The organism is Rhodococcus sp. EPR-134 (assembly GCF_001647205.1).
Lineage (GTDB): Bacteria > Actinomycetota > Actinomycetes > Mycobacteriales > Mycobacteriaceae > Rhodococcus_F > Rhodococcus_F qingshengii.
Window position 1 is genome coordinate 1 of record NZ_LVCT01000518.1, and the last position, 23,530, is coordinate 23,530.

26 protein-coding genes are annotated in these 23,530 nt (G+C 62.6%); 15 read left to right on the forward strand and 11 right to left on the reverse strand.

What is annotated here, in order from left to right; all coding sequences use genetic code 11:
- On the forward strand, window positions 1–446 hold a 446-nt coding region (locus A2J01_RS23760), incomplete at its 5' end, for an alpha/beta hydrolase family protein (protein ID WP_442971576.1).
- A gap of 63 nt (window positions 447–509) precedes the next feature.
- On the opposite strand, the gene A2J01_RS23765 is transcribed toward A2J01_RS23760, so the two are convergent.
- Together A2J01_RS23765 and A2J01_RS23770 are read right to left on the reverse strand one after the other, a co-directional pair.
- Complete coding sequence (locus tag A2J01_RS23765) at window positions 510–998, reverse strand: hypothetical protein (protein ID WP_064113721.1); 489 nt, start codon at window positions 996–998, stop codon at window positions 510–512.
- 67 nt (window positions 999–1,065) lie between these two features.
- The gene (locus A2J01_RS23770) at window positions 1,066–1,965 is read right to left on the reverse strand and encodes a LysR family transcriptional regulator (RefSeq protein ID WP_050654937.1); all 900 of its coding nucleotides are present in this window, start codon (window positions 1,963–1,965) and stop codon (window positions 1,066–1,068) included.
- Between the two features lie 119 nt (window positions 1,966–2,084).
- Here A2J01_RS23770 and A2J01_RS23775 point away from each other — a divergent pair, with 119 nt between their 5' ends.
- From A2J01_RS23775 to A2J01_RS23795, 5 genes are all read left to right on the forward strand, one after another.
- Window positions 2,085–3,311 carry an MFS transporter gene (locus tag A2J01_RS23775; RefSeq protein WP_050654938.1) on the forward strand — a complete coding sequence of 409 codons (1,227 nt, stop codon included), beginning with the start codon at window positions 2,085–2,087 and terminating at the stop codon, window positions 3,309–3,311.
- 38 nt (window positions 3,312–3,349) lie between these two features.
- Window positions 3,350–4,810, forward strand: coding sequence for an amidase (locus A2J01_RS23780; protein ID WP_064113722.1), 1,461 nt, complete (start codon window positions 3,350–3,352; stop codon window positions 4,808–4,810).
- A 54-nt stretch (window positions 4,811–4,864) separates the two neighbouring features.
- The gene (locus A2J01_RS23785) at window positions 4,865–5,383 is read left to right on the forward strand and encodes a MarR family winged helix-turn-helix transcriptional regulator (RefSeq protein WP_003943230.1); all 519 of its coding nucleotides are present in this window, start codon (window positions 4,865–4,867) and stop codon (window positions 5,381–5,383) included.
- A gap of 121 nt (window positions 5,384–5,504) precedes the next feature.
- A complete protein-coding gene (locus A2J01_RS23790; protein ID WP_050654940.1) occupies window positions 5,505–6,005 on the forward strand; it encodes a hypothetical protein in 501 nt (166 codons plus the stop codon).
- Between the two features lie 10 nt (window positions 6,006–6,015).
- Window positions 6,016–6,927, forward strand: coding sequence for an NmrA family NAD(P)-binding protein (locus A2J01_RS23795; protein WP_228232326.1), 912 nt, complete (start codon window positions 6,016–6,018; stop codon window positions 6,925–6,927).
- Window positions 6,928–6,969: 42 nt separating this feature from the next.
- Here the strand turns inward: A2J01_RS23795 and A2J01_RS23800 are convergent, their stop codons facing one another.
- Window positions 6,970–7,215 carry a DUF3253 domain-containing protein gene (locus A2J01_RS23800; RefSeq protein WP_050654941.1) on the reverse strand — a complete coding sequence of 82 codons (246 nt, stop codon included), beginning with the start codon at window positions 7,213–7,215 and terminating at the stop codon, window positions 6,970–6,972.
- Between the two features lie 108 nt (window positions 7,216–7,323).
- Between A2J01_RS23800 and A2J01_RS23805 the strand changes: the two genes are divergently transcribed.
- Together A2J01_RS23805 and A2J01_RS23810 are read left to right on the forward strand one after the other, a co-directional pair.
- Window positions 7,324–7,950 (forward strand): class I SAM-dependent methyltransferase, encoded by a 627-nt coding sequence (locus A2J01_RS23805; RefSeq protein ID WP_197494282.1) that lies wholly within the window; start codon window positions 7,324–7,326, stop codon window positions 7,948–7,950.
- 141 nt (window positions 7,951–8,091) lie between these two features.
- Window positions 8,092–8,556: a hypothetical protein gene (locus A2J01_RS23810; protein WP_042922950.1), complete on the forward strand. Its 465-nt coding sequence runs from the start codon at window positions 8,092–8,094 to the stop codon at window positions 8,554–8,556.
- Window positions 8,557–8,577: 21 nt separating this feature from the next.
- Here the strand turns inward: A2J01_RS23810 and A2J01_RS23815 are convergent, their stop codons facing one another.
- The 3 genes from A2J01_RS23815 to A2J01_RS23825 form a co-directional block, all read right to left on the reverse strand.
- Window positions 8,578–9,015, reverse strand: coding sequence for an SRPBCC family protein (locus A2J01_RS23815; protein WP_064113723.1), 438 nt, complete (start codon window positions 9,013–9,015; stop codon window positions 8,578–8,580).
- Between the two features lie 96 nt (window positions 9,016–9,111).
- On the reverse strand, window positions 9,112–9,798 hold the full coding sequence (locus A2J01_RS23820; protein ID WP_064113724.1) for a hypothetical protein: 687 nt from the start codon (window positions 9,796–9,798) through the stop codon (window positions 9,112–9,114).
- A complete protein-coding gene (locus A2J01_RS23825; RefSeq protein ID WP_064113725.1) occupies window positions 9,795–10,715 on the reverse strand; it encodes a LysR family transcriptional regulator in 921 nt (306 codons plus the stop codon). The genes A2J01_RS23820 and A2J01_RS23825 overlap by 4 nt, the downstream gene beginning before the upstream one ends.
- A 95-nt stretch (window positions 10,716–10,810) precedes the next feature.
- Here A2J01_RS23825 and A2J01_RS23830 point away from each other — a divergent pair, with 95 nt between their 5' ends.
- The 3 genes from A2J01_RS23830 to A2J01_RS23840 are packed head-to-tail and all read left to right on the forward strand — an operon-like array spanning window position 10,811 to window position 13,788.
- Complete coding sequence (locus A2J01_RS23830; RefSeq protein WP_064113731.1) at window positions 10,811–12,013, forward strand: YbfB/YjiJ family MFS transporter; 1,203 nt, start codon at window positions 10,811–10,813, stop codon at window positions 12,011–12,013.
- 45 nt (window positions 12,014–12,058) lie between these two features.
- Window positions 12,059–13,087 carry an NAD(P)H-dependent flavin oxidoreductase gene (locus A2J01_RS23835; RefSeq protein ID WP_047272371.1) on the forward strand — a complete coding sequence of 343 codons (1,029 nt, stop codon included), beginning with the start codon at window positions 12,059–12,061 and terminating at the stop codon, window positions 13,085–13,087.
- Window positions 13,084–13,788 carry a hypothetical protein gene (locus A2J01_RS23840; RefSeq protein WP_064113726.1) on the forward strand — a complete coding sequence of 235 codons (705 nt, stop codon included), beginning with the start codon at window positions 13,084–13,086 and terminating at the stop codon, window positions 13,786–13,788. Before A2J01_RS23835 ends, A2J01_RS23840 begins: the two co-directional genes overlap by 4 nt.
- 55 nt (window positions 13,789–13,843) lie before the next feature.
- On the opposite strand, the gene A2J01_RS23845 is transcribed toward A2J01_RS23840, so the two are convergent.
- Together A2J01_RS23845 and A2J01_RS23850 are read right to left on the reverse strand one after the other, a co-directional pair.
- Window positions 13,844–15,679: an acyl-CoA dehydrogenase gene (locus A2J01_RS23845; RefSeq protein ID WP_064113727.1), complete on the reverse strand. Its 1,836-nt coding sequence runs from the start codon at window positions 15,677–15,679 to the stop codon at window positions 13,844–13,846.
- Window positions 15,680–16,075: 396 nt separating this feature from the next.
- Window positions 16,076–17,098, reverse strand: a complete 1,023-nt coding sequence (locus A2J01_RS23850; RefSeq protein WP_030537173.1) for a zinc-dependent alcohol dehydrogenase family protein — start codon at window positions 17,096–17,098, stop codon at window positions 16,076–16,078.
- 134 nt (window positions 17,099–17,232) lie between these two features.
- Here A2J01_RS23850 and A2J01_RS23855 point away from each other — a divergent pair, with 134 nt between their 5' ends.
- Complete coding sequence (locus A2J01_RS23855) at window positions 17,233–18,129, forward strand: helix-turn-helix transcriptional regulator (protein ID WP_064113728.1); 897 nt, start codon at window positions 17,233–17,235, stop codon at window positions 18,127–18,129.
- Between the two features lie 27 nt (window positions 18,130–18,156).
- On the opposite strand, the gene A2J01_RS23860 is transcribed toward A2J01_RS23855, so the two are convergent.
- Window positions 18,157–19,365 (reverse strand): MFS transporter, encoded by a 1,209-nt coding sequence (locus A2J01_RS23860; RefSeq protein WP_064113732.1) that lies wholly within the window; start codon window positions 19,363–19,365, stop codon window positions 18,157–18,159.
- Window positions 19,366–19,543: 178 nt separating this feature from the next.
- On the opposite strand from A2J01_RS23860, the gene A2J01_RS23865 reads away from it, so the two are divergent.
- Together A2J01_RS23865 and A2J01_RS23870 are read left to right on the forward strand one after the other, a co-directional pair.
- A complete protein-coding gene (locus A2J01_RS23865; protein ID WP_231915891.1) occupies window positions 19,544–20,695 on the forward strand; it encodes a PQQ-dependent sugar dehydrogenase in 1,152 nt (383 codons plus the stop codon).
- A 43-nt stretch (window positions 20,696–20,738) separates the two neighbouring features.
- Complete coding sequence (locus A2J01_RS23870) at window positions 20,739–21,143, forward strand: DUF4259 domain-containing protein (protein ID WP_003942974.1); 405 nt, start codon at window positions 20,739–20,741, stop codon at window positions 21,141–21,143.
- A 25-nt stretch (window positions 21,144–21,168) separates the two neighbouring features.
- On the opposite strand, the gene A2J01_RS23875 is transcribed toward A2J01_RS23870, so the two are convergent.
- Complete coding sequence (locus tag A2J01_RS23875; RefSeq protein ID WP_007735616.1) at window positions 21,169–21,852, reverse strand: SDR family oxidoreductase; 684 nt, start codon at window positions 21,850–21,852, stop codon at window positions 21,169–21,171.
- Between the two features lie 77 nt (window positions 21,853–21,929).
- On the opposite strand from A2J01_RS23875, the gene A2J01_RS23880 reads away from it, so the two are divergent.
- Window positions 21,930–22,538: a TetR/AcrR family transcriptional regulator gene (locus tag A2J01_RS23880; protein WP_007735618.1), complete on the forward strand. Its 609-nt coding sequence runs from the start codon at window positions 21,930–21,932 to the stop codon at window positions 22,536–22,538.
- A gap of 94 nt (window positions 22,539–22,632) precedes the next feature.
- Here A2J01_RS23880 and A2J01_RS23885 read toward each other — a convergent pair.
- Window positions 22,633–23,530 (reverse strand): hypothetical protein (locus A2J01_RS23885; protein ID WP_064113729.1); only part of this gene is annotated, 898 nt, incomplete at its 5' end.

Below are 23,530 nucleotides of genomic sequence, written 5' to 3' on the forward strand. Positions count from 1 at the left end.
GCAAAGTCGACCTGGAACACATTGGTGCGGTGGGGCACTCGCAGGGCGGGTCTGCGGCGATCAACGCGGCGATCGACGACCGCGTCGACACCGCCGTCGCGATCCAACCAGGCCCGCTCAATGATGTCGATCTCATCGACGAGCCGGTTCTCTATCTGGCCGGCCAGGCCGACGCAATCGTTTGGCCGGCGATCGTGCGGGCGATGTACGAGGACGCCGACCACGTGCCTGCCGAGTATCTGGAACTGCGCGGCGCCACGCACTTCGGTACGGCGATCACCGGTGGCGATATGCGCGGTCCGAGCACGGCGTGGCTGCGGTACTGGCTACTCGACGATCCGAACGCCCGCACCGAGTTCTTCGGAGCGAGCTGTGGATACTGCACTGACACCCAGCAGTTCTCCGACTTCGACCGCAACGATCTGGCCATGCAGATCCCGGGGTGACGGTCAGATCCGGAGTTGTCGAAGACGAACAGCCTTCCAATCAGGTCGGCGGAGTCGCGAAGCTCAGATGACGACGTAGCCGTACATCCGTTCGCCCTGAGCCACAGCTCTGGTCGCTAGTTCGGCGAAGGCGGTCAGGAACGGCACTGAGTCCTCCGACGGTTCACTCGTCTCGTCGATTGCCCAGGCCGCCGCAGCGGCGGCGACACCGTCAGCGTTCAATTCCGCTAGTGCATCGCGTAATTCGTCGGTAACCGTGAGCACGAGGGTGTCGCCGTCGTCGCTCATCGCGACGAGTTTCCCGCAGCGTGGACCTTTTGCAACTTCGTCGTAGGGGCGAGCGGTGAGGGCTGCTTCCAGTCGGCCGAGCGCGACAACTGGATCGACGCCTTTCGCCTGCAGAACTGGAGTCCCACTCGCAGCCAACTGGACCCGCGGGCGAGAAGCTGCGTTCGCCTTCATCACCTCTGGTTCCAAGTCGACGAGTCCCGCGAGGGCAGAGGTGGCATGCTCATCCGTGCGCGCGGTGAAGTAGTCGGTGATCGCAGACATGGCGCGATCATCTCACACACGATGCATCTCAATGCCCCGGACTCCTTCCGCGACTTACTGATCGACGTCAGGAGGGACAGGTGTGCGCTTCCTCGATCGCTTTCGCGAAAGCGCGAAGTCGTGGGCTTTCGAGATCGGTACGCCACATGAGACCCAAAGCAGATTCGGGTAATCCGTTGATCGGTACGAATGTGATGTCCGAGCGCTGGCTGTATGCAGCGGTTGCAGCGCAGAGGATGAGGCCGACCTGACTGAATGCGACCTGCGACAGGCCTTCCTGAACGGTGCTCGCCCCACCCTGCGTGGGAATCGTGGCTCCGCCCGGCGTCGTGCTCGGGGAATTCACACGCTGCCAATAGTCGGGGGCGGGGCCGGTGATGGGTACGAGACAGATCTGCGCCAACTGCTCGGCGTCGATCACGCCCAGTTCGCTGAACGGGTGATGGACTGAGATGGCGAGGGTCTGGGGCTGTCGAGAAAAGACGAGCCCGGTTGTCAGTTCCGGCTCATCTACGGGGAGAAGGGCCACTGCCGCATCGATTCGCCCGGCGAGTACATCACTGAACGGATCACCCAGGGGTAATTCTTTGATGGTCACGCATGTTTGCGGATGTTGTATCTCGAAACGAGAGACAGCAGCCGCGATCGAATCGTAAATTGCTCCTTGGAAACCCACCCGAAACGGCGTCGGCGTGTTGCGTGCTCTCGATTGAGCGTCCTCGATTACTCCGACGAGCGCCCGATGGGCGGGAGCCAACGACGCAAGAAATTCGGCGCCGAACTCAGTCAGGTGAACGCGGCGACTGGTCCGCGCTACCAGGCTGGTGCCGATACGACGCTCCAATGCGCTGATCAGCTGACTCACTCGGCTCTGGGAGATGAACAGCCGCTCGCCGGTGCGACCGAAGTGCAGTTCTTCAGCGAGAACGAGGAAGCACTCGATCTCACGCATCGGGGGCTCCGACATTTTCACTCCGACCCTGGACTCATTCGACTACTCCATAATGGCTCATCGATGAATTGAGCTAATGGTTGGATGAGCGATTCGCCGTTGATCCTTGGGCGTGCGGGAGCTTCTCTGGTTACATGCCACATTCCGCGCCCGGGCAGAACAGCCCCGCGCCCACGTCCTCAACCCACGCACACGCCATCGAGAACCACTGGGCTGCGGTCGCCCTGATCGCAGCGTCCACCTTCATCGTTGTCGCGGCAGAGATGATGCCGGTAGGGCTACTCACCCCGATCGGTGCTGACCTGGCGGAAAGCGAAGGGACCATCGGGCTCTCACTGGCCATTACCGGATTGGTGGCAGCGGCCACTGCCCCGTTTGTGCCCATCGTGACCCGGCGCTTCGATCGTCGGTCGACGCTCATCGTCTTGATGCTGTTAGTCGCAGCGGCGAACGCCCTCACGGCCCTTGCTCCGAGCTTCGTTGTCCTCGCTGTGGCTCGCGTCCTTCTAGGCGTGAGCATGGGTGGAGTCTGGGCGCTCGCCGCAAGCCTGGCTCCCAGGTTGGTGGAGACCAGATCCGTCGGGTTGGCGACCACGATCATCTTCAGCGGAATCGCTGTTGCCTCAGTTCTCGGTGTCCCTGCTGGGACGTATATCGGGGCAGTCGCCGGATGGAGCGTGGCGTTCTGGACTCTCAGCTGCGCGGCGACTGTGATCGCGATCGCCATGATCGCTGTCCTACCCACGATGCCAGCTGATCGGGCCTTGTCGCTCGGGAGTCTCGTGGCGGCCTTTCGGAACCCAGGAGTCCGGGTCGGATTCGCGATTACCGCGCTCATCGTCACCGCTCATTTCGCGGCGTACACCTATGTGCGTCCGGGGCTGGAGTTCTTCGCGGGGTTGAACGCTTCGCAGGTCGGCACAATGCTCCTGATCTACGGTGCATTCGGTGTCGTCGGCAACTTCATCGCCGGGCCGTCCGCTGCAAAGTCCCCGAAGGCGGTGGTCGTCAGCCTCAGCGTGGGAGTAGCGATCACCCTTGCCCTGTTCCCGATCTCGGCTACCACCTTGATCACAGCTGCTCTGCTCATGGCGGCTTGGGGCCTCTTCTACGGTGGTGTATCGGTGAGTACTCAAACATGGATCGCACAAGCCGCTCCCGTTCACCGAGAGGCCGCTGCGGCTCTGTGGGTTGCAGTCTTCAATGCAAGCATCGCCCTCGGCGCGTTCGCGGGTGGACGCATTCATGACCACTCCGGTTCCGAAACGGTCTTCTGGATAGCCGCGGGAATCGCCACTCTCGCAATGCTGCTCGCCACATTCCGCAATCCCGTCGCGGCAAAGCGCGAACTGACAACCTAGCCGCCTACACAAACCTTCATAGAGGCAGGACCACAGATATGCGCCAGACACCCGTTTCAACCTTCATGGATGTGACCGAGATGCTCGAACGCTACCGGGACAAATCGCTGTCTCCGGTGGAGGTACTCGAGTCCACCATCGAACGTATCGAGGCGCTCAACCCGACCTTGAATGCAGTGGGACACACTTTCTTCGATGCGGCACGGGCGCAAGCGAAGTCAGTGGAACGCCACTACGCCCGCGGTTCGGATGTCAGCCTTCCGCTCGCCGGTGTTCCCGTTGTGGTGAAAGAGGATGAACCGGTACAAGGCCAACCGTGGACTCAAGGGTCCAAGGTCTATGAGGACTTGATCGCCACCCACACTTCGACTTTCGTGCAGCGGATCGTCGACGCCGGTGCCATCGTCCACGCGCGATCGACGGCACCCGAATTCTCCTCGGCCGCGTTCACACAGTCCGAGTTGTGGGGCGTCACTCGCAATCCGTGGAACACGAAATACTCCTCCGGCGGGTCTTCCGGTGGATCGGCAGTCGCACTTGCCACCGGTATGACGCACTTGGCTACCGGTTCCGATGTTGCAGGTTCGATCCGAACTCCGTCGTCACTCAACGGAATTGTCGGGTTCAAGCCACCGCACGGCCGTGTCCCCGTTGATCCGCCCTTCAATCTCGATCGCTACTGCCACTGCGGTCCGATGGCTCGCACCGTAAGTGATTGCCTCACACTGCAGTCGGTCATCGCGGGACCGAGCTCCACTGACATTGCCTCGCATGTGCCGGCATCGCCGCTGCCCGGCCTCGCAACGCATTCGTTGACAGGAATGCGTATCGCCGTGATCCCCGCGTTGGGTGACTGGCCGGTTGATCCGGACGTTGCCGCCAACACCGCCAAGTTGGTGGACACCCTCACTGCGCTGGGCGCACGCGCGGAGATCATCGAAGTCGACCTGTCCCGCGCTGCAATCATGCGTGCGGCCGCCATTCACTACGACCACGTGTTCGGTGCTTCGATCTCTGCCGAAGCGTCCGCGCACCCCGGCAAGGTCACGGAGTACGCGAAGGAATTCGCCCGATGGGCCCGCCGCATCCGTGGTGACGCGACTTTCCTCGACGGACTCGCGATCGAAGCCGAACTGTATTCGTCGATCGGATCCCTGTTCGACACCTATGACGCGTTGATCACTCCGGCAGTGGCGACGGAGGGCTTTCTTGCCGGCGACGACTACGTGGGGCACGGAATCAATGTGGCTGGAACAGAATTGGAGTTCTACCTCGAGGCTGTACCGGCCATCACCTTCAACATCCTGAGTAGCTGCCCGGTGCTGACAATCCCCACAGGTTTCGCTCGGAACGGAATCCCCACGGGCACACAGATAGTTACGCGACCGTACGACGACCAGACGGCCTTTGCGATTGGGCTCGCCCTCGAGAAGGTCCTGCCGTATCCCGGCAATCACCCGGACTGCCATGCGGCCCCGCAGGTATTGTTCGGCGTTTGAAGCTAGCTCTGGTGGAGGGTTGACCAGAATGTAGTTAGGTGCCATATTAGTTGCATGGCAGTGGACGGAACCGATCACGACTCACCCACGTTGGATCAGGCGCGGCGGCAGTTGGAGCACTACGGCCTCGGGTCCGATCCGCAGGCTGTGCTGGTTGCGGTGCGGCTGATCTCGGCGGGCGCGCGGCTCGGTCGAGCAACCGAGGTTCACTTCGCGAGGTATGGACTGTCGACCGGCCGTTACCGACTGCTTGCGGATCTGGAAGACCACGACGGGGAGAAATCTCCCTCGCGACTGGCCGCTGATCTCGGCGTCTCGCGAGCCACGGTCACCGGCTTGGTCGATGGGCTCGAGCAGGAGGGTTTGGTCGCTCGACGTCCGTCCGCGGAGGACGGGCGTGGTGCGGTGGTCGTCCTGACTGCTCGTGGCGCTCAGCGGTTACGTGACATGGCGCCCGAACACTTTGCTCGTCTCGAGGAAATGGTCGACGAGCTCACTGTCGACGAGCGAGCGGTTTTTTTGGATCTGCTCTCGCGGGTCGTTCGCGGTATCGGTGCGCTGACTGCGGAGTAGTCGGCTGGGATTCCAAGTATTCGCGTAGCGATTCGAATCGTCGTCAATTCTCGACAGAGACTTCTCTTTTCATGCCCAAATAGTTAGCCACCTAATTATAATCGGAAAGTTGGTCTCCTTCATGTCCGGACTCACCCCACCGATCCGTCGCGAAAACAAAAGGGAGATAACCGATTCCAATCGACTCGACTCGGTTGCCGATCGTCGCGGCGCACGACCTTTCATCCTGTGGAGAGAGGTGCTGGTCGCCTACCTTGCCCCCGCGCTGATGGCGGGTGCGGGCGGAGTCGCATCCGGCCAATCGGGCCTCACGACGGCGGCATTTACGTCCATTGCGGGCACGTCGGCAGTGGTGGCGTTGCTGATCGGCTCCTGGTTGCAGCGCCGCGCAGGGTCACGACCGTGGACCACGACACTGCCTCGCGTCATGGTGGCGGCAATTCTTGCCGTCGGAGCCGCTGTGATTGCTGGTCTCGTCGGGTGGTTCGCCTCCCGTTGGCTACCAGCACACACGAGCATCGTCGATGCCGCTTGGCTTGCTCGCCTGCAACTCGATCTGCCGATATCTGCCGCGGTCGCTGCCGTCATCGTGAGCTGGCGATGGCGCCGTCAGAATCCCTGACCGACAACACATGTCAAAGATCCCCGGCTTCCCGGGGAAGACCGAAAGGAACACGATGATCGTCATCATGGGAGCGTCCGGAACCACAGGCGGCGCGTTGCTACGCAGTCTCGCATCCTCGGGTGTGCCGAGCCGAGCGCTGTCCCGCGACCCGGACAGGCTGCGCGCCCACCTCGGCGACTTGGCCGACGGTTTGGTCGAAGTAGTGTCGGCCGATGCCGCAGACTCAACTTCGCTACGCACGGCTTTCGAAGGGGCTGAACAACTTTTCCTTGCCATGGCCAACGGACTCGAACAGGTCGAGCTCGAAACGCGTGTGATCGACATCGCCGCCGAGAGCGGCGTCGAACACATCGTCAAGATCTCCGATCCCGCCGCCGCGACCGACTCCCCCATCGCTCTCTCCCGTGGCCACCATGCCGTCGGCGAACACCTGCGCGCATCCGGGATCCGCCACACTCTGCTCCGCCCCTATGCGTTCATGCAGAATCTGTTGCTCCTGGCTCCGGCGGTGGCTGCGCAAGGGGTGATTCTGGGCGCGATGCGGGACGCGCCGTGCAACTGGATCGACTGCCGAGATATCGGTGACGTCGCCGCGGCCGTGCTCACACGCGCCGACCTCGCCGGCGGTACCTACGTCCTGACGGGTAGCGAGGCAGTCGGCTACGGCGGCATCGCCGATTCTCTGACCCGCATGCTCGATCGCCCCGTCCAATATATCGACCTGCCACCGCACGAACTGCGGCAAAACCTCGTCGATCATGCCCACATGCCTCCGTGGCTGGCCGAGCACATTCTGGAGATCCAGCAACTTGCCGTCTCGCGCCCGGAGTCACCCACCGACACGGTGGCACGTGTCCTGGGGCGTGAGCCACGAAGCCTGGATGCGTTCCTGCGTGAGCATCTGGACCGTTTCCGCTGATTCACGCTGCGAGAGCAGCGCCGCCAGAAGTCACGCGGTTGATCAACGAGCCCACCGAATCCTGATCGGACCTCGTACGGATTCCGGGTCGACGACTTCGCCGCCCTGGGTGATCTGCACTTCGCCGTCGGCCACCATGTGGCGGGCAGCCTCTCGGACGGATTCCATCAGCGGACGCCAATTGTCGGGTGCCGCTGCGCGGGCCACGTCGGAGGGGCAGATGCTCGACTCGGCCGATCGGGCACTGAGTAGTTCGCGGATCTTCGCCGCCAGTTCTTTCTCTTCCACCGTATGACCTCAGTTTCCGGTCGTGACCGTAGGCCTTCAACAGAGTATGAACCTTCGGTTCGGCGAGTTGCGGCGAAGGAATGGTGCACATCGATAATTATTGACGGCGTGGAGAATTCGAGTGCAACGCGCCGCGACGTAGTCCGAAAGTCGTATTCGGCCAGATCCCAGGAGTACACGGACCTCTTCGGCTCGATGGATTCGACGCACGTATCTGATCGGGCACTGGTGACCAGCTGGGCCGCCACTTTGACCGGCCCCGTACTCGACGCCGGGTGCGGGCCGGGGCAGTGGACAGACTTCCTGGCCCAGAGCGGGCTGGCTGTGAGCGGGATCGATCTAGTGCCCGAGTTCGTCGAACGAGCCCGCACCCGATACCCCGATCTCTCGTTCGAGGTCGGGGGCTTCGAGGCATTGGACGCGAAAACGAATTCACTGGGCGGCGTGCTGTCCTGGTACTCGCTCATTCACCATCACCCGCAAGATATCGAGGCACCGCTCGCTGAATTCGCGCGCGTGATCCGCCCAGGTGGTGGGTTGCTGGTGGGCTTCTTCGAAGGCACAACGGTAGAGCCTTTTGATCATGCCGCGACGACTGGTTATCGATGGCCGGTGACCGAACTTGCCGAGGTGCTGGTCACAGCGGGCTTCGACGTGATCGAGACCCATACCCGGACGGGGAGCGGCTACAGGCCGCACGGCGCAATCACTGCCAACCGGCGCGGCGTCGAATAGCGGATCGAGACAGCGGATCGAGACAGCGGATCGAGACAGGGCGAGCAATTCTCTTTCATTCATTTCGTGTGAGTGGTGTGCTGGATGAGTCACTCCCCGGCTTTTTCAGCACCGGATCATCCACAGTTGAAAGAAGGCGCCATGACCACGATTCATCTTCACAAGACGACCACTGCGACGCCCGAACAGGTCCTTGCCGGCCTGACCGACTTCGGTCCGGGCCGTGAGGAAATCTTCGGCCGCAGTGCGGACAGCTACCTGAAAGTGCACAAACAAGGACCCCACGATGCTGATGTCACCGAGGGCTCCAGTGGTATCTGGGAGCGTCTGCACTACGACTGGACCGACCCGCACCGCGTCGTGATGACAACCACCGACTCCAACCTGTGGGGCGGGGCGTCGAGCCATACCTACACGCTGACCCGGCAGCCGACGGGCCTGACCGATGTCGATGCCGTCGTGGTCCGGGACGGCAAGAACCTCAAGGGAAAGCTCCTGGCGTCGGTACTCGGACTCGTCGGCACCCAAGTGCTGGGAAAGTCGTTCACGAAGTCCATCGACGCCATCGAAGCTCGCAACGGTGGCGCGAGCGGCGGCAACCCATAGTGACAGGAACCTGACGGACGGTCAGAGCGCTTCGAGGGCTTCCGTCATCTTCTTCACCGTCTCGGGTGCCACTTTGGCTTCGAATCCCGCCTTCAGGAGAGGCGACGCAATCTTGGCGGCACCGTTGAACTCGACGTTCGCGTGATACTCGATCTCGGTCGAGTTCGGACCCACCGAAGTCAAGGTGATGTCGTCGGTACTGTTGGCAGTCTTGTTCTTTCCTTCGAGAACAACGTGATTCAGCTCGTCGGTCACCAGCGTGTACGTCAGTTCCGTGGTGACGCCGAACAGCTTCGACACGTTGTGCCATTGGGTTCCGACGCCGACAGGACCGTCGGAGATCTGCGTGCAACTCTCGGTGCCCGGATCCCACGTCGGCGCATTGGCGAAGTCGCGGAGAAACGCCGCAGCCTTCTCGATCGGTACCTCGGCGGTGAATTTGCGGGTGACGTCAACCATGCGGTGGGCCTTTCGGTTCATTTTTCGGCGGTAGTGCCGAGGCGAGACTTCGTTCCGACGCCCGGGCTACCCAAACTCGACGAACGGTAACCGCCTTCAGAAGACTGCGCGGTCCAGTGGACGTGGAAGCGGATCGAGTGCGCCGGTCTCGCGCAGGCGCTCGTAAGCCAAAACGACCCCATCGCCGGCCCTGATCTGCAGCAACACGCCGCCGGGTAACGCGGTAACGTCTACGGCCAGGTCATCCGGGATCGCGTCAGCGCGAGCGGCCGAGAGGTAGCCGAAGCGGCCGATCACGGGATCACTGACGCGATAGTCGGACTCGTCTTCGAGAGCGTCGAGGATGTCGTCGTCGGTGACATCTCCGAAGTCCGGTTCCCACACCGCGGCGAGCATTCGAAGTAGTTCTGTCTCAGGAACTTCGGCGGCGTCCGGCGCGCTGACAGCGAGAATCATCGACTGAAGGACGATTTCCGGTTCGCCGCCCGCCAACCCGGAGAGTTCGAGCCCCCATTCGGGCCCTCCACTGGCTACGAGCCTCAATCCGATTCCCAGACGATCCGACCAGTCTTCGGCGGCCTGCGCGTTCTCGAGGACCTGCGCCAACTGGTCGACGGTCACGGCAGTAGCAGGTCCAGCGGAATGGATCTGTTGCCACGACCCGCCGACCACCTCGGGCAACAGGAATTCGACTTGCTCCAACGTCCGACGCCACCGGGAGGCCACGGCCTGCACCGATTCCGGCCGTCGTCCCCAGAAAACTCGAATAGCGCGTCGTGTCATCGAGTCCTCCGGTAAGGATCGTCCATGGGTAGCCATATCCCGTCCTCGTGGATTCCGAGATCAGTCACGCCGCGGGTGAGAGCGTCGACGGCCGCGAGAACGGCAGGACGCGTTTCGTTCTCGCGACACAGGAGAGACCACGTCCAGATTGCCGCCGGGTCGATCACCGCACGTGCCGTGAGATCGCTCGGCAGCGTGATGGTCTGCCCTTTGGGCGAGTTGACGACCGGACGGCCGACGGCACGGACGTGATCGAAGAATGCCGGACCGGTGATACCACCGTCGTTGATGCGCAGAATCTGTGCGCCGGTATCGCGAGCGAATTCTTCGGCGAAGACGTTCCACGAATACCAGGAGGTGGTGTCGTCGTCGACGAGCACGACGACGTCGCGTGCCCGCACCGGTGTGGTGTCCTCTCCGGTGGAGACGGCGTAGAGCCGATCCGCACCGAGCAGTCTGGCGTTCAAACCGTTTTGGGCGACATCGTATTTCCGTACCCAGGCGATCGCCAGATCGAGGCTGCCGTCTGCCACCCGCGCGGCCTGTGCGTGTGATGGCACCACCCAGGCGTCGACGTGCAGTTGCGCGACCCCTGAAGTGCTCGCGATCAGATCCGTGGGGAGCCAATTGACGTAGCCGATCCGGACGGGCTCTGCTCCGGACAGACGCTCCGCGCGGCGCCGCAGATTCTCGGCATTCTCGAGTAGCGCACGGACATCGGGGAGCAGCGCCGCGCCGGCTGGCGTCAGAGCGACGGAACGGCGGTCGCGGACGAACAGCTTGACGCCGAGATCGCGCTCGAGTGCCATGATCTGCTGCGACAATGACGGCCCGGCTATCAGTAGTCGTGCCGCGGCTCGGCCGAAGTGCAGTTCCTCGGCGACGACCTCGAAGTATCTCAGCTGACGCAGCTCCACGATCCTTCATGCTACGTGCGGTGGGAGGTTGCGCCTATCAGTCAGGAGCAAAGCGGTCGTGGCGGTCCGGCGCGGCCGGTGCACACGATAAGACCATGACCACAGTCCACAACGGTGTCGACCCGCGAGCACACGCTGTCCAAGCTGCCGCTGCGCTGGCGGCGAGCATGGGAATCGGTCGATTCGTGTACACACCGATTCTGCCGTTGATGCACACGCAGGCCGGTCTGTCCGCCTCGCTCGGCGCAACCTTGGCGACAGCGAACTACCTCGGGTACCTCATCGGCGCGCTCGCGGGAATCCTCATTCCCGGCGCGGTGCGCTCGGCAGCGGTGATGCGTACGTCGTTGGTGGTCCTCATTGCGACTTTGGCACTCATGCCCACTACCCACGACGGATCCATCTGGTTCGCCCTGCGGCTCGTCGCAGGCATTGCCAGTGCCCTCGTCTTCATGATCGCCGTCAGCGCTTTGCACGCGCACCTTCGGGGGCAGTCCCAATTCCTGGCCGGATGGGGATTCGGCGGAGTTGGGTTGGGTATCGCCCTGTCCGGGGTCCTCGTGTTCGTCGTCCGCTTCATCGGTTCCTGGGGTACTGCCTGGCTGGCATCTGCGGGCCTTGCAGTGGTGTGTGCGGTCGCCGCCTGGGGATTGACGCCGGAACCGCGTCCGATCATCACGCCGGACGCGCCGGGAACTCCCAGTTCCCATCGCTGGTTCACCGCCCTGGTCATCAGTTATTTCCTGGAAGGCATCGGCTACATCATCGCGGGCACGTTCCTTGTTGCCGCAATCGATCTCGCCGCTCCAGAATGGGTCGGCAGCGGCGCTTGGATAGTGGTCGGTCTGGCCGCATTTCCCTCGTGCGCCCTGTGGGCTTGGCTCAGCCTGCGTTGGTCGAGGCCGACTCTGCTTCTCGTTGCCCTGTTGATTCAGGCGGTGGGCATAGCGCTTCCTGCTGTGATCGGAGGCGTCGGCCCCGCACTGATTTCAGCTTTCCTGTTCGGTGTCACCTTCCTTGGTATCGGGTCAATTGTGTTGGCAATCGGCGCGCACCTGCAGTTCCCACGCGCCGTGGCGTTGCTGACCGCTGGATACAGCGTCGGTCAGATTCTCGGCCCACTCGTTGTCACTCCGTTGCTGCGAGACGGGTATCGCGACGCTCTGCTGTTGGGTGCGGCCGTCGTTCTGGGCGCAGCAGTGGCCGCCGCGGTTTTGCGGTTCCGATTCCCTTCCGGTCTCGATGCGGACCCTCGGACGGCCACCTCGACTGAGGAGGTAGTTTTTGATGTCAGATGACGAAACCGCCGGAGCACTACCCGACGTAGGACTGGAGATGTTCGAATGAGCGCACTCACAACCGATCTCGACCTGAAGGTCCCTGTCATCGCAGCCCCCATGGCCGGCGGCGCTTCCACACCGGCACTTGTTGCTGCTGCCTCTCGCGCAGGCGGTCTCGGATTCCTCGCCGCCGGGTACAAGACGCCTCAGGCTCTGTCCGACCAGATCGACGCCGTGCGCGCCGAGGGAGTGTCGTTCGGTGTCAACGTCTTTGCACCCAACCCGGTGCCTGTCGACGTCGATGCCTACCGTGCCTATACCAGGGCGATTCAGGTCGAGGCGGATCGCTATGGCATCACACTGGCTGACGGTGAGCCGGTCGAAGACGACGACTACTTCGAGGACAAGATCGATCTGCTCCTGGCCAGCCCGGTTCCGGTGGTCAGCTTCACCTTCGGCTTTCCCGCACCCGGCGTCATCAAGGCGCTGCGCGCTGCCGGTTCACTTGTCGTCCTCACTGTGACTTCGGAGGCAGAGGCGCTCCTTGCCGTCGACGCCGGTGCCGATCTGCTTGTGGTGCAATCGTCGGCTGCCGGCGGCCACTCCGGAACGCTCACTCCCCTGCAGGTTCCGGCAGAAACACCGATCACCGAACTGATCGCACAAATCCGTCATCGCACCTCTGTTCCGCTATTGGCGGCCGGTGGACTGGCGACCTCCGCCGACGTCGCTGCAGCCTTACGTGCCGGAGCGGACGCGGCAGTGGTCGGTACCGTACTGCTGCGCACCGAGGAGAGTGGTGCCTCGGCTCCGCACAAGGCAGCTCTGGCCGACACGTCACGCGGGAACACGGTCGTCACAAGAGCTTTCACGGGACGTCCTGCACGAGCACTTCGGAACGAGTTCATCGATCGCTACGACGCACGGGCGCCCATCGGGTATCCGGCCATCCATCACCTGACCAACCCGATGCGCAAAGCCGCTGTTGCGCAGGCAGATCCCGAGCGCATGCACCTATGGGCCGGCACCGGCTATCGCCACGCGACGGAGGAACCAGCCGGGGTAGTGCTTTCGCGATTGGCTAACCTGTGACGGCGCGGACACCGGAAGCCGCATTGCCCGAGGTAGTGACATACGACGGGTTGCCCGGGTCCGCCGGTGGTGCACACTCGCTTCGAGTCAAGCGTCCCGATGTTGCATTTCAGCGGCTGCAGACATTCCTGGAATCCTGCACCGAACCAGTGTCGTTGCCGTCGTGGACGTTCGAGCTCTACCAGAGGGGGCCATCCGAGCCGACCGCGCAGTTGTCATCGTTCGCTACCGAGCTCTTCGGTGGGCCCCGCTACAAAGCGCAAACCCATACCGAATGGAACGTCCCACCTGGTTCTGTCAACGAAGCGCTCGATGCCCTCGTTGGTTGCGATGCGGTCACAACCCACGGACGTTCTGTGGCGGCGCTGACCTGCAGTGCGCCCGTACGCCTGATCGACCCGGACACCCATGCGCCGTATCCCGACATCACGCCCGACGCGTTCGGCCGCCTTGCCGTCGACGGATACGGCCGGACTCTCGGCGAGTCAGGCATACGCGCAACCCTCGGCAACGCGACATCCTCACTGTCCCTGTGGCTCAACCTGCCTGCAGACGAACGGTTGTCGTCCGGTGCTCGTCACCTACAAGACCATCTCCCGTTCCGGTTGTCCGCGAAACACTGGCGTCTCTGGCGGCCGAACCGGAGCGGAGACTCGTATCGTTCCAACAAGATTCCGTCGCCGGTTCACGACCGCGTTTGAATCACGCAGCAAGCATTCCGAGTTGCGCACCACCCATACCGCGCGTGGCACGTTGTCAGAATGCGTCTTCCTCGAGTTCCATGATCTCGTTGTCGAGGGAACCCAGGATTTCTTTGGTCGACGCCAGGACGGGCAGGATGTTCTTGGCGAAGTACGACGCGATCACCACCTTGCCCCGATAGAACGACCGGTCCTTTGCCGACGCGTCACGGTCCAAGGCTGCCAACGCGACTTCCGCTTGCACCAACAGGCGCCATCCGATGAGCAGGTCGCCTACCGCGTACAGAAAGCGCACCGAGCCGAGGCCTATCTTGTACAACTCGGAGGGTTGGTCCTGGGAAGCCATCAGATACCCGGTGAGCGTCCCGGCCATCTCCTGCACGTCGGTCAAGGCGGTCTCGAGTAGGACTCGCTCGGCCTTGAGTCGACCGTTCCCGGCCTCACTGTCGATGAACTCTTGTATGCGACCGGCTACGTGAGCGAGCGCAACGCCGCGGTCGCGTGCGATCTTTCGAAAGAAGAAGTCCTGCGCCTGGATTGCCGTGGTGCCCTCGTACAGGGTGTCGATCTTGGCATCGCGGATGTACTGCTCGATGGGGTAGTCCTGAAGATAACCGGAGCCGCCCAGGGTCTGCAGGCTCTCGGTGAGCAGTTCGTAGGCCTTTTCGGAACCGACGCCCTTGACGATCGGCAGCAGCAGATCGTTGACCCGCGCCGCCAGTTCGGCATCCGCCCCCGAAACCAACTCGGCGACATCGGCATTCTGGTGTGCAGCGGTGTAGAGGTAGACCGCTCGGAGGCCTTCGGCGTAGGCCTTCTGCATCGCCAGGCTGCGTCGGACGTCGGGGTGGTGCGTAATGGCCACGCGGGGCGCGGTTTTGTTTGTCAGCTCGGTAAGGTCTGCACCTTGAATTCGTTCTTTCGCATACTCGAGGGCGTTGAGATAGCCGGTGGACAGTGTTCCGGTAGCCTTGGTGCCCACCATCATTCGAGCATTCTCGATGACCTGGAACATCTGGGCGATACCGTTGTGGACATCACCCACGAGCCAGCCGACGGCAGGAACGTCCGTCGCTCCGAAGGTGAGCTCGCAAGTTGGGGAAGACTTGAGGCCCATCTTGTGCTCGACGCCGGTGACGTAGACACCGTTGCGCTCTCCCAGTTCAAGTGTGTCCGAGTTGAAGTGGGACTTCGGAACGTAGAACAGGCTCAAACCTTTGGTTCCTGGACCGGCGCCCTCGGGCCGGGCAAGCACCAAGTGGAAGAGGTTCTCGGCCGTGTCTCCGACGTCGCCGCCGGAGATGAACCGCTTGACGCCCTCGATGTGCCAGGTGCCGTCGTCCTGCGCGATTGCCTTTGTTCGGCCTGCGCCTACATCGGATCCGGCGTCTGGTTCGGTGAGCACCATCGTTCCGGCCCATCCGCGTTCGAATCCTTCTTTGGCCCAGTGTTTTTGCTGTTCGTTTCCGATGGTGTAGAGCACGCTCGCCATCAGTGGACCCATGTTGAAAAAGCTTGCGGATCCGTTTGCCGCGACCAACATTTCGCCGATCGCCCAGACCAACGGCGCCGGAGCAGGAACACCACCCATGCCTTCTGGTAGGCCGAGTCGCGACCAACCGGCCTCGTTCACCGCCTCGACCGTCTTGCGCAGAGGTTCCGGGACCACAACTGCGTGATTGGGTGCGTCGAATTCGACAGGGTTCCGATCCGCGTCGGCGAAGGACGCGGCGACCGGGCCTTCTGCCAGTCTCGCTACTTCCGCAAGAATGTTGCGCACAGTGTCGGTGTCGAGGTCCCCGTAAGCGCCGATATCCAACAGTTCGCCGATCCCGAGTACCTCGAACAGATTGAACTCGATATCACGCACGTTGCTTTTGTAGTGACCCATTGTTCTCCGACCTTGGTTCGTCAGCAATACGATTCGTCAGCAGATACGGCTCGTCAGCAGTACACAAGAAAGCCTGCCCCACAAGGAATTCAGTACGCAACCGTAGGTAGAGACGAGTGCCGTTGCTACAAAGTAGCGCCGAGTCGCTCTCAATGAAACATTCACTCGTACAATCGGTTTCCGCTGGTGGGGGCGCATATCAGTCGCGTAGCATCCTCTACGATCAAAGCAGCTGCGCACCAATTGAAGTGCCCGTCCTCACCTTCGGCATCATACGCATTCGGTGTGATCAGTGAACATGCTGATCGGTAGACCAAGAGCGCCTCTCGTTGGTAGCCGAGACGTTCCTCGACCGGCGTGTAGAGCCAGTTCTGTTTCGTGAGCCTTTGGTATCGGTCAGAGGGTGAGTAGCACTTTGGTGGCGCGCCGCTCGTCCATCGCCCGGTAGCCTGCGGCGGCGTCCTCCAACGGGAGAGTGAGGTCGAAGACGATACCTGGGTCGATCTGGTCGGTCATGATGAGCTCGATCAGTTCGGGTAGGAATCGCCTGACCGGCGCGGGACCGCCGAGCAGGCTCACCGTCGCGAAGAACAGGTTCATGCCGTCGAGTTCGACGCCGTGGGATACCCCGACGTAGCCGACATGTCCGCCGGGGCGGGTAGCTCCGATAGCCTGCATCATCGATTCTTGGGTACCTACGGCTTCGACGGTCGAGTGGGCGCCGTAGCCGCCGGTGAGTTCCTTGATCTTCGCGATGCCCGCGTCGCCCCGCTCTTCGACGATGTCGGTGGCGCCGAATTGTGTGGCGAGTGCCTGCCGGTCGGCGTGACGTGACATGGCGATGATCCGCTCGGCGCCGAGTTGTCTGGCAGCGAGGATCGCCAAAAGTCCGACTGCGCCGTCGCCGACGACGGCGACCGTTTTGCCAGGTCCGGCTTCCGCAGCTACGGCGGCGAACCAACCGGTGCCGAGTACGTCGGAGGCTGCAAGGAGGCTGCGGGCCTGCCGCTCGGTCGGCTCTCCGTGGACAGGGACGAGGGTGCCGTCCGCGAGCGGGATGCGAGCGTATTCGGATTGGGTGCCGACCGAGCCCATCATGACCTGGTGGATACAGCGAGACTGAAAGCCGGCCTCGCAGATTTCGCAGGTGTTGTCCGACGCGACGAACGAGCCCACGACGAAGTCCCCAACTTCGATGTCGTTGACGTCGGGGCCGACCTGTTCGACGACGCCCACGTATTCGTGTCCCATCGGCGTCGGGCCATTCAGCTCTTCGATGCCGCGGTACGGCCAGAGGTCGGAACCGCAGACGCAGGTGGCTGTAACGCGAATGATCGCGTCGGTCGGTTCGACGATCACCGGCGCTTCGATCTCTTCGACCCGGACGTCGCCGGGGGCATGCATGACGACAGCGCGCATGACGTGACTCCTCACCATCGGTTTTCTCGTGTCACTTCAACCTGATCATGATTTGGCGGCGTGCGGGAGTCCCACGCGATAGTGGTACTGCGAGGGACTCCCTCGCTACCGGTCACTGACTTAGGCTCGATGGCATGGACGATCGAGCGCAAGTACGCGAATTCCTGACCTCGCGGCGCGCCCGAGTCACGCCCGAACAAGTTGGACTTCCGGCCGGATCGAACCGCCGCGTGGACGGTCTACGTCGAAGTGAAGTGGCAACCCTCGCCGGCGTGAGCGTCGAGTACTACACGAGGCTCGAGCGCGGAGCGATCAGCGGCGCATCGCCGGGTGTACTCGACAGTATCGCGAAGGCCTTACGACTCGACGACGCCGAGCGCGCCCACCTTTTTGATCTCGCGCACGCGGCAAGCCCGGTAGCCAGGCCCCCGCGTCGGCGAAATGCGAAGGGCTGGAAGCCCCATCAGAGCCTGCAGTGGGCGCTCGATGCAGTCACCGCGGGACCCGCTTTCGTGCGGAACGGTCGCATGGATCTTCTTGCTGTCAACCCACTCGCGCGTGCGTTTTACAAGGACCTGTACGACATGCCGGGGCAGCCCCCGAACATCGCGCGCTTCACGTTCCTCGACGATAGGGCTTTCGAGTTTTATCCGGACTGGAACGAGTTTGCCGAGGTGACCGTCTCGATTCTGCGAACCGAGGCTGGGCGAGATCCTCACAACAAGGAATTGCACGATCTGATCGGTGAACTCAGCACTCGGAGTGAGGAATTCCGGCGTCGGTGGGGCGCGCACGACGTCCGCCATCACGGCACCGGATTCAAGACTTTTCACCACTCCGCCGTGGGCGAGCTGACGCTTGCCTTCGAAGGTTTGGAGATGGCCGCCGAGCCAGGGTTGACACTCACGATCTACACCGCGGAGCCGGGATCGCCGTCCGCGGAACGGATGCAGCTACTCGCCTCGTTGGCAGCCAGTGAGGATGCGGACTCTGCGCCTCACGTGTCGGAGCGGTCGCTGACGGACGGCTGACGAACTGCGCGACGGTTGATCGGGTCGTCAGTTGACGACTTCGACGGCGGTGCGCTTCGTGCGTTCATTGCGCAACAGGATCATCAGCGGCAGAAAGTAGAGAGCGGCAACGCCGGTGCCTACCAACACCGGCCCAGTGGCACCGAGACTCGAGGCGAACGCGAACCCGGCGATCCAGGAGCCGACCGCCGTGCCCAGATTGAATGACGAGGTGCTGAGGGCAGAAGCCATCGTCGGCGCCTGATCGGCATAACGCACAGCCATCCCGATCAGGATGGGATTGGTCGACATGCCGAATAGTCCCAGCATGACTACGAGAATCACCGTCACGATCACGTTCTGCGAGAAGAGGCAGAGCGCCCCGAGTACGAGAAACGTCATCGCTGCCGAGACGAACAAGACGCCGTACTGATGCTTCGCACCGAGTCGACCGCCGAGATTGGAGCCGACGAACGCACCGAGTCCGTAGCCGACAAGCACTAGCGGCACTGCCGACGCAGCAAGTCCCGTGTTCTCGGTCAACAGCGGAGAGATGAAGCTGTACGCCGCCAGCGACGACCCGCACACGACGGCGCAACCGAACAGAACGAGCCAGATGCGTCCGTCCCGTAGGCTCGCGATCTCCGCTCGCCAGGACGGCACCGCACCGGAGTCGGTGTCGGCGGGTACCAATCGGTGGACGACGGCCGCGGCAACGAGTGCGAGGGCGGCGAGGGCCCAGAAAGGACCACGCCACCCGATGGTCTGACCGGCCAGAGCGCCGAGCGGAACACCGATGACGTTCGCGAGCATGCCTCCGCCCAAGACGATGCCGAGCGCGCGCGAGGAAGACGCCGGGCCGGCCGCTTTTGCTCCGACCACTGCGGCGACTGCCCAGAATGCGCCCGTCGCCACGGCTGTGAGGAAGCGGGCGCCGAGAATGAGTCCGAAGTTGGACGAGAGCGCGACGATGACGTGTCCGATCGCGAAAACAATCAGAGCCGAGCTCAAGGTCACGCGTTGGGGAACCCTGAGTGTCAAGATCGCCATCGCCGGCGTGCCGACGATCATCCCGATCGCGAAGACGGTGATCATCAAGCCGACGTTCGCGATCGACGTCCCGAGGTCACCCGCAATCTCGGGAAGAATGCCGGCGACGACGAATTCGGTTGTGCCCATCAAGAAAACTCCGACGGCCAGCACGTAGATCACGAGCGGCAGGCGGCCGGTTTCTTCGACGGTCGGGGCGGAAATCATGAGGTGGTCAGTTCTCTTTCTGTTGACGACGCGCATGTCGTGGCGCACCCGTCCAGGGCATCACGCCCGTCGCCTGCGAGGGAGTCCCGGTCGTTGGGGGTACTCGAAGGGACTCCCGGTGTGGCCGATTGCGCGCTACCGTCGGCGCAAAGACTGCCTGAACCCGGGAGGCGCGCCCATGACACGACGACAGATCCGGGGGCTCGGCGCCGCCGTGCTTGTCTCGGCCTTGATGACTGCTTGCAGTACCGAGGACGCTGAGGGGCCCGGTCCACAGGCAAGCACGACAACACGATCGGCGCCCGCCGCGGCCTTCGGTGAACCCGAGACCGTCGCCGACGGCTTGGACGCGCCCTGGTCGATCGCATTCCACGGCGATACACCACTAGTCAGTGAGCGCGACAGCGCGCGAATCCTCGAACTCGACGCCGGCGGAAACAGCCGCGAGGTGGGAGTCGTCGACGGCGTCAGCCCCAGGGGTGAGGGCGGTTTACTAGGGATCGCAGTACGTGAAAACCGCCTGTACGCGTACTTCACCGCGAACGGGGAGAACCGGATCGAACGCTTCGACATCATCGGTGCTCCGGGGGAATTCGCGCTCGGGCCGGCCGAGACGATTCTCGACGGGCTCGCTTCGGCCAACTACGACAACGGTGGTCACATCGCGTTCGGCCCGGACGGGATGCTGTATGCCACTGTCGGTGATGCCGGTAGTCGAGACAGAGCTCAGGACCTCGACTCGATGTCCGGGAAAATTCTGCGCATGACTCCGGATGGTGATGTGCCGCTAGATAATCCGTTTCCTAACTCGTTCGTCTACAGCTACGGCCACCGCAACTCCCAGGGTATTGCCTGGACCGAGGACGGCACGATGTACGCCAGCGAGTTCGGGCAGGACACCTGGGACGAGCTCAACAAGATCGAAGCAGGCGGAAACTACGGGTGGCCCGAGGTCGAAGGGATTGCGGGTGAAGACGGATTCATCGACCCGCTCCAACAATGGTCACCTGACGATGCCAGTCCCAGCGGAATCGCCATCCACGACGGCACGATCTACATCGCCAATCTTCGTGGTGAGCGACTCCGCACGGTGCCCTTGACCGATCCCGCGACCGCCGACGAGCAATTCGTCGACGAATACGGGCGCCTCCGTGATGTTGTAGTCGCACCGGACGGGTCGCTGTGGATACTGACGAACAACACCGACGGTCGTGGCGACCCCAACCCCGGTGATGACCGCATCCTTCGCGTGCCGTTGCGCTGGTGTCGATTTCCGGCGAACGCAGTACTTCCAGCCCGAGGGTCCTGGCCGAAGCCTGTGATTCACTAATATCTTTACGACAGGTGCGCCGGGTACGGATCGGAGAGACAGCATGGGGACTTGGGGTTCAGGACCTTTCGACAACGACGTAGCGGGCGACCTGCTCAGCGCAGTACAGGCGGGTGACTACGACATCGACGATTACGCTAGCCACCCCGATGGCGGTTATCTCGATGCCGATGATGCTCAAACAGCAATCGCCGTCGCCGAGATTCTTGCGGTTGCGCACGGCGTTGCGCCGAAGCCTGTGCAGCTGGATGGAATTGACGCCGCCGGGTACGTCAGCACCTTGAGCCCGGAGCAGAAGAGTTGGGTCCTCTCCGCACTCGAGCGTGCAGTTTCCGACAGCGACACTTCGGAGTTGTACGAGTTGTGGGAAGAGAACGGTCCGGAAGACCTCGCAGCTTGGCGGGCACCGATCCTGAGCAGATTGGCCAGCCTCAAAACGGTGGGGTAAGCGTCACTCGTCTGCAGTCCCTTGCTTACTCGGAGTTCGACGAGGACAGACTCCCCTTGACGTACCGGGTGGTGTCGTCAGCGAGGATCTCGGCGAGCCCGCTTTCGATACCGTCCAGTGCTTGCGCGGCGACGTCGGCAGGATCGATCTTCTGTTCGGCGGGTACGCCAGCGGCCATGTCGGTATCCATGTATGCGACATGCAGTGCCGATACGGAGATTTTGCGCGGCGCAAGTTCTTCTCGAACGGCGTCGGTCATCGCCCAGGCCGCTGCCTTCGACGACGCGTAAGACCCGAGCGCGGCTGGATGGAACCAGGACAGCACCGACAGAACGTTGAGTATTGTTCCGCCGTCGTTGTTTTCGATGACGGGAGCAAACGCCCGGGTCACGGCGAGCGGGCCGTAGAAGTTGACGTCCATCTCTCGTCGAATGTCATCGATGTCGCCCCCGATCAAGGGCGCCGAGGTAGAGATACCTGCGTTGTTGACCAGCAAGGTCACATCCGATGCGATTTGCGCGGCGGCGGTTATCGATTCGGCGTCCGTCACGTCCAACCTCAGGGGGATGACGCCGGGTAGATCGACAGTTTCCGGATTGCGCGCAGCCGCGTACACCTTTGCGCCGCGCTCGACGAGTCCCGCAGCCAGATGGCGTCCGAGCCCGCGATTGGCTCCTGTGACGACCGCAACCGTCTTGTTCAGGTCCATGATTCTCCCAGAGTTGTGATTGCTCGTGACGTTTAGATTATGAATCAAATCTAAGTGTCGGCTAGGATAGATGTCAAGTGAAATCCAAACTGGAAGGCGTTGTGATGGGCCGCGTATCGCAGCAACAAGCGGAAGAGAACCGTCGGCGCGTCGTGGAAACCGCAGCCCGACTGTTCCGAGAGAAGGGCACTCACCTCAGCGTCGCCGACCTGATGAAGGCGTCGGGGCTGACCCACGGTGGCTTCTACAAGCAGTTCGCGTCCAAGGACGCTCTCATCGACGAAGCGACCACCCACGCCTTCAAGGAACTGGCTCAGCTGCATTCTGCGGGACTCGAAGAGCATGCAGGGCAACGTGACTCCGCCCGAAAAGCTTTGATCGATACCTATCTCTCGGTGGCGCATCGCGACAACCCGGCAGACGGATGCCCCGCTGCTGCGCTCGCCGCCGACATGGCGCGCGAGCCTGCAGACAGCGAGGCCCGTCGGGTTTACACGGAGGGAGTGGGGGATTTTGCCGCAGCTCTTGCCGACGACGAAGCTGTCGGTCTCCTCCGGCTCTCCACCATGCTCGGTGCACTGGTTCTTTCGCGAGCTACCAAGGGTTCCCCGCTCTCCGAGGAAATTCTCGATTCCGCGCGCGTCGAACTGATCAGAGGGCTTCGAGAGCCGCTGTCATCTTCTTGACGGTCTCGGGTGCCCCTGGCCGCGAATCCCGCTTTCACGAGGTCCAGTGCTCGCGGTTCCGAGAGTCGGACTCTCGATATGTCGATTGAACGCTCTAGTTGATTCCGACGACTTCCTGGGCGATCGCTGCGAGTCTTGCCTGGGCAGCGGATACGACGCCGTGTCGGTTCTTGTGCGCTTCCTCGTACGCAACGATGTCCCGCACCTGTGCGGCGTCGGTCAGTTCCTTCACGGCGGAGACGGCTTGGGTGACGTTGAGTTCGTCGAAGTCTTCGATGGGAAGTTCAGTGGGGTCGAGTAGCCCACTCGACTTCCGTACCGAACGGAAGACGTCGGCGGCACCGTCAGCACCTTCTCGGCGAGTGACCTTCTCAGCCGTGGCGATGGCCGCATCCCTACTGGCCGAGAGTGTTTTCACAGTCACGTCACCGGCATATGCGCCCCAGCTGATCAGCTCACCCAGTACCGGCGGTGAGGTGCGAACAGCGTCGATGGCACGGTCGAGACTGCGGGTGGACCAGGAGACCGGAACGTTGACCAGCCGTATCGCCGCGCCGGTGGCAGCTTGCATCGGTGTGCGGCGCAAAGCTGCCGGTCCACCGAGTGCCTCTTCGGCCAAGACAGTCGTGAGCCAGTCCACGGTCGCGGAGTGTGCAGCGATGAGGCGGTCGGCCAACGCCGCGACGGTCTGATCGCCGCCGGCAGTGGCCAGGGCCTTGAGGTAGCGGGAGCGGTCGAGGAGTTGATGTTCGAGCGCAAGGTCTCCCAATACCGCTTCGTCGAAGGGCTGAGCCTGTTCGACCATCGCTTTCACTCCGGCTGTCGCGCGTCCGAGGAACGGACCGACCAATTCCGGCACGCCCCCCAGATCGCGAACAGTGGACTCTATGGAACTCGCCCTTTCACGGCCGTTCTCTGCGTTTTCCGTCAATTCGCGTCGAACAGCCTCGGTTCTGGCCTGTGCGACGCGCGTTTCGGCGACCTGGATCTCG

Bases quoted from the DNA above. Each gene is read 5' to 3' on its own strand.
- A2J01_RS23765 (WP_064113721.1), bottom strand. From the start codon at position 998: ATGTCTGCGATCACCGACTACTTCACCGCGCGCACGGATGAGCATGCC.
- A2J01_RS23770 (WP_050654937.1), bottom strand. From the start codon at position 1,965: ATGTCGGAGCCCCCGATGCGTGAGATCGAGTGCTTCCTCGTTCTCGCT.
- A2J01_RS23775 (WP_050654938.1), top strand. From the start codon at position 2,085: ATGCCACATTCCGCGCCCGGGCAGAACAGCCCCGCGCCCACGTCCTCA.
- A2J01_RS23780 (WP_064113722.1), top strand. From the start codon at position 3,350: ATGCGCCAGACACCCGTTTCAACCTTCATGGATGTGACCGAGATGCTC.
- A2J01_RS23785 (WP_003943230.1), top strand. From the start codon at position 4,865: ATGGCAGTGGACGGAACCGATCACGACTCACCCACGTTGGATCAGGCG.
- A2J01_RS23790 (WP_050654940.1), top strand. From the start codon at position 5,505: ATGTCCGGACTCACCCCACCGATCCGTCGCGAAAACAAAAGGGAGATA.
- A2J01_RS23795 (WP_228232326.1), top strand. From the start codon at position 6,016: ATGTCAAAGATCCCCGGCTTCCCGGGGAAGACCGAAAGGAACACGATG.
- A2J01_RS23810 (WP_042922950.1), top strand. From the start codon at position 8,092: ATGACCACGATTCATCTTCACAAGACGACCACTGCGACGCCCGAACAG.
- A2J01_RS23815 (WP_064113723.1), bottom strand. From the start codon at position 9,015: ATGGTTGACGTCACCCGCAAATTCACCGCCGAGGTACCGATCGAGAAG.
- A2J01_RS23820 (WP_064113724.1), bottom strand. From the start codon at position 9,798: ATGACACGACGCGCTATTCGAGTTTTCTGGGGACGACGGCCGGAATCG.
- A2J01_RS23830 (WP_064113731.1), top strand. From the start codon at position 10,811: ATGACCACAGTCCACAACGGTGTCGACCCGCGAGCACACGCTGTCCAA.
- A2J01_RS23835 (WP_047272371.1), top strand. From the start codon at position 12,059: ATGAGCGCACTCACAACCGATCTCGACCTGAAGGTCCCTGTCATCGCA.
- A2J01_RS23845 (WP_064113727.1), bottom strand. From the start codon at position 15,679: ATGGGTCACTACAAAAGCAACGTGCGTGATATCGAGTTCAATCTGTTC.
- A2J01_RS23850 (WP_030537173.1), bottom strand. From the start codon at position 17,098: ATGCGCGCTGTCGTCATGCATGCCCCCGGCGACGTCCGGGTCGAAGAG.
- A2J01_RS23855 (WP_064113728.1), top strand. From the start codon at position 17,233: ATGGACGATCGAGCGCAAGTACGCGAATTCCTGACCTCGCGGCGCGCC.
- A2J01_RS23860 (WP_064113732.1), bottom strand. From the start codon at position 19,365: ATGATTTCCGCCCCGACCGTCGAAGAAACCGGCCGCCTGCCGCTCGTG.
- A2J01_RS23865 (WP_231915891.1), top strand. From the start codon at position 19,544: ATGACACGACGACAGATCCGGGGGCTCGGCGCCGCCGTGCTTGTCTCG.
- A2J01_RS23870 (WP_003942974.1), top strand. From the start codon at position 20,739: ATGGGGACTTGGGGTTCAGGACCTTTCGACAACGACGTAGCGGGCGAC.
- A2J01_RS23875 (WP_007735616.1), bottom strand. From the start codon at position 21,852: ATGGACCTGAACAAGACGGTTGCGGTCGTCACAGGAGCCAATCGCGGG.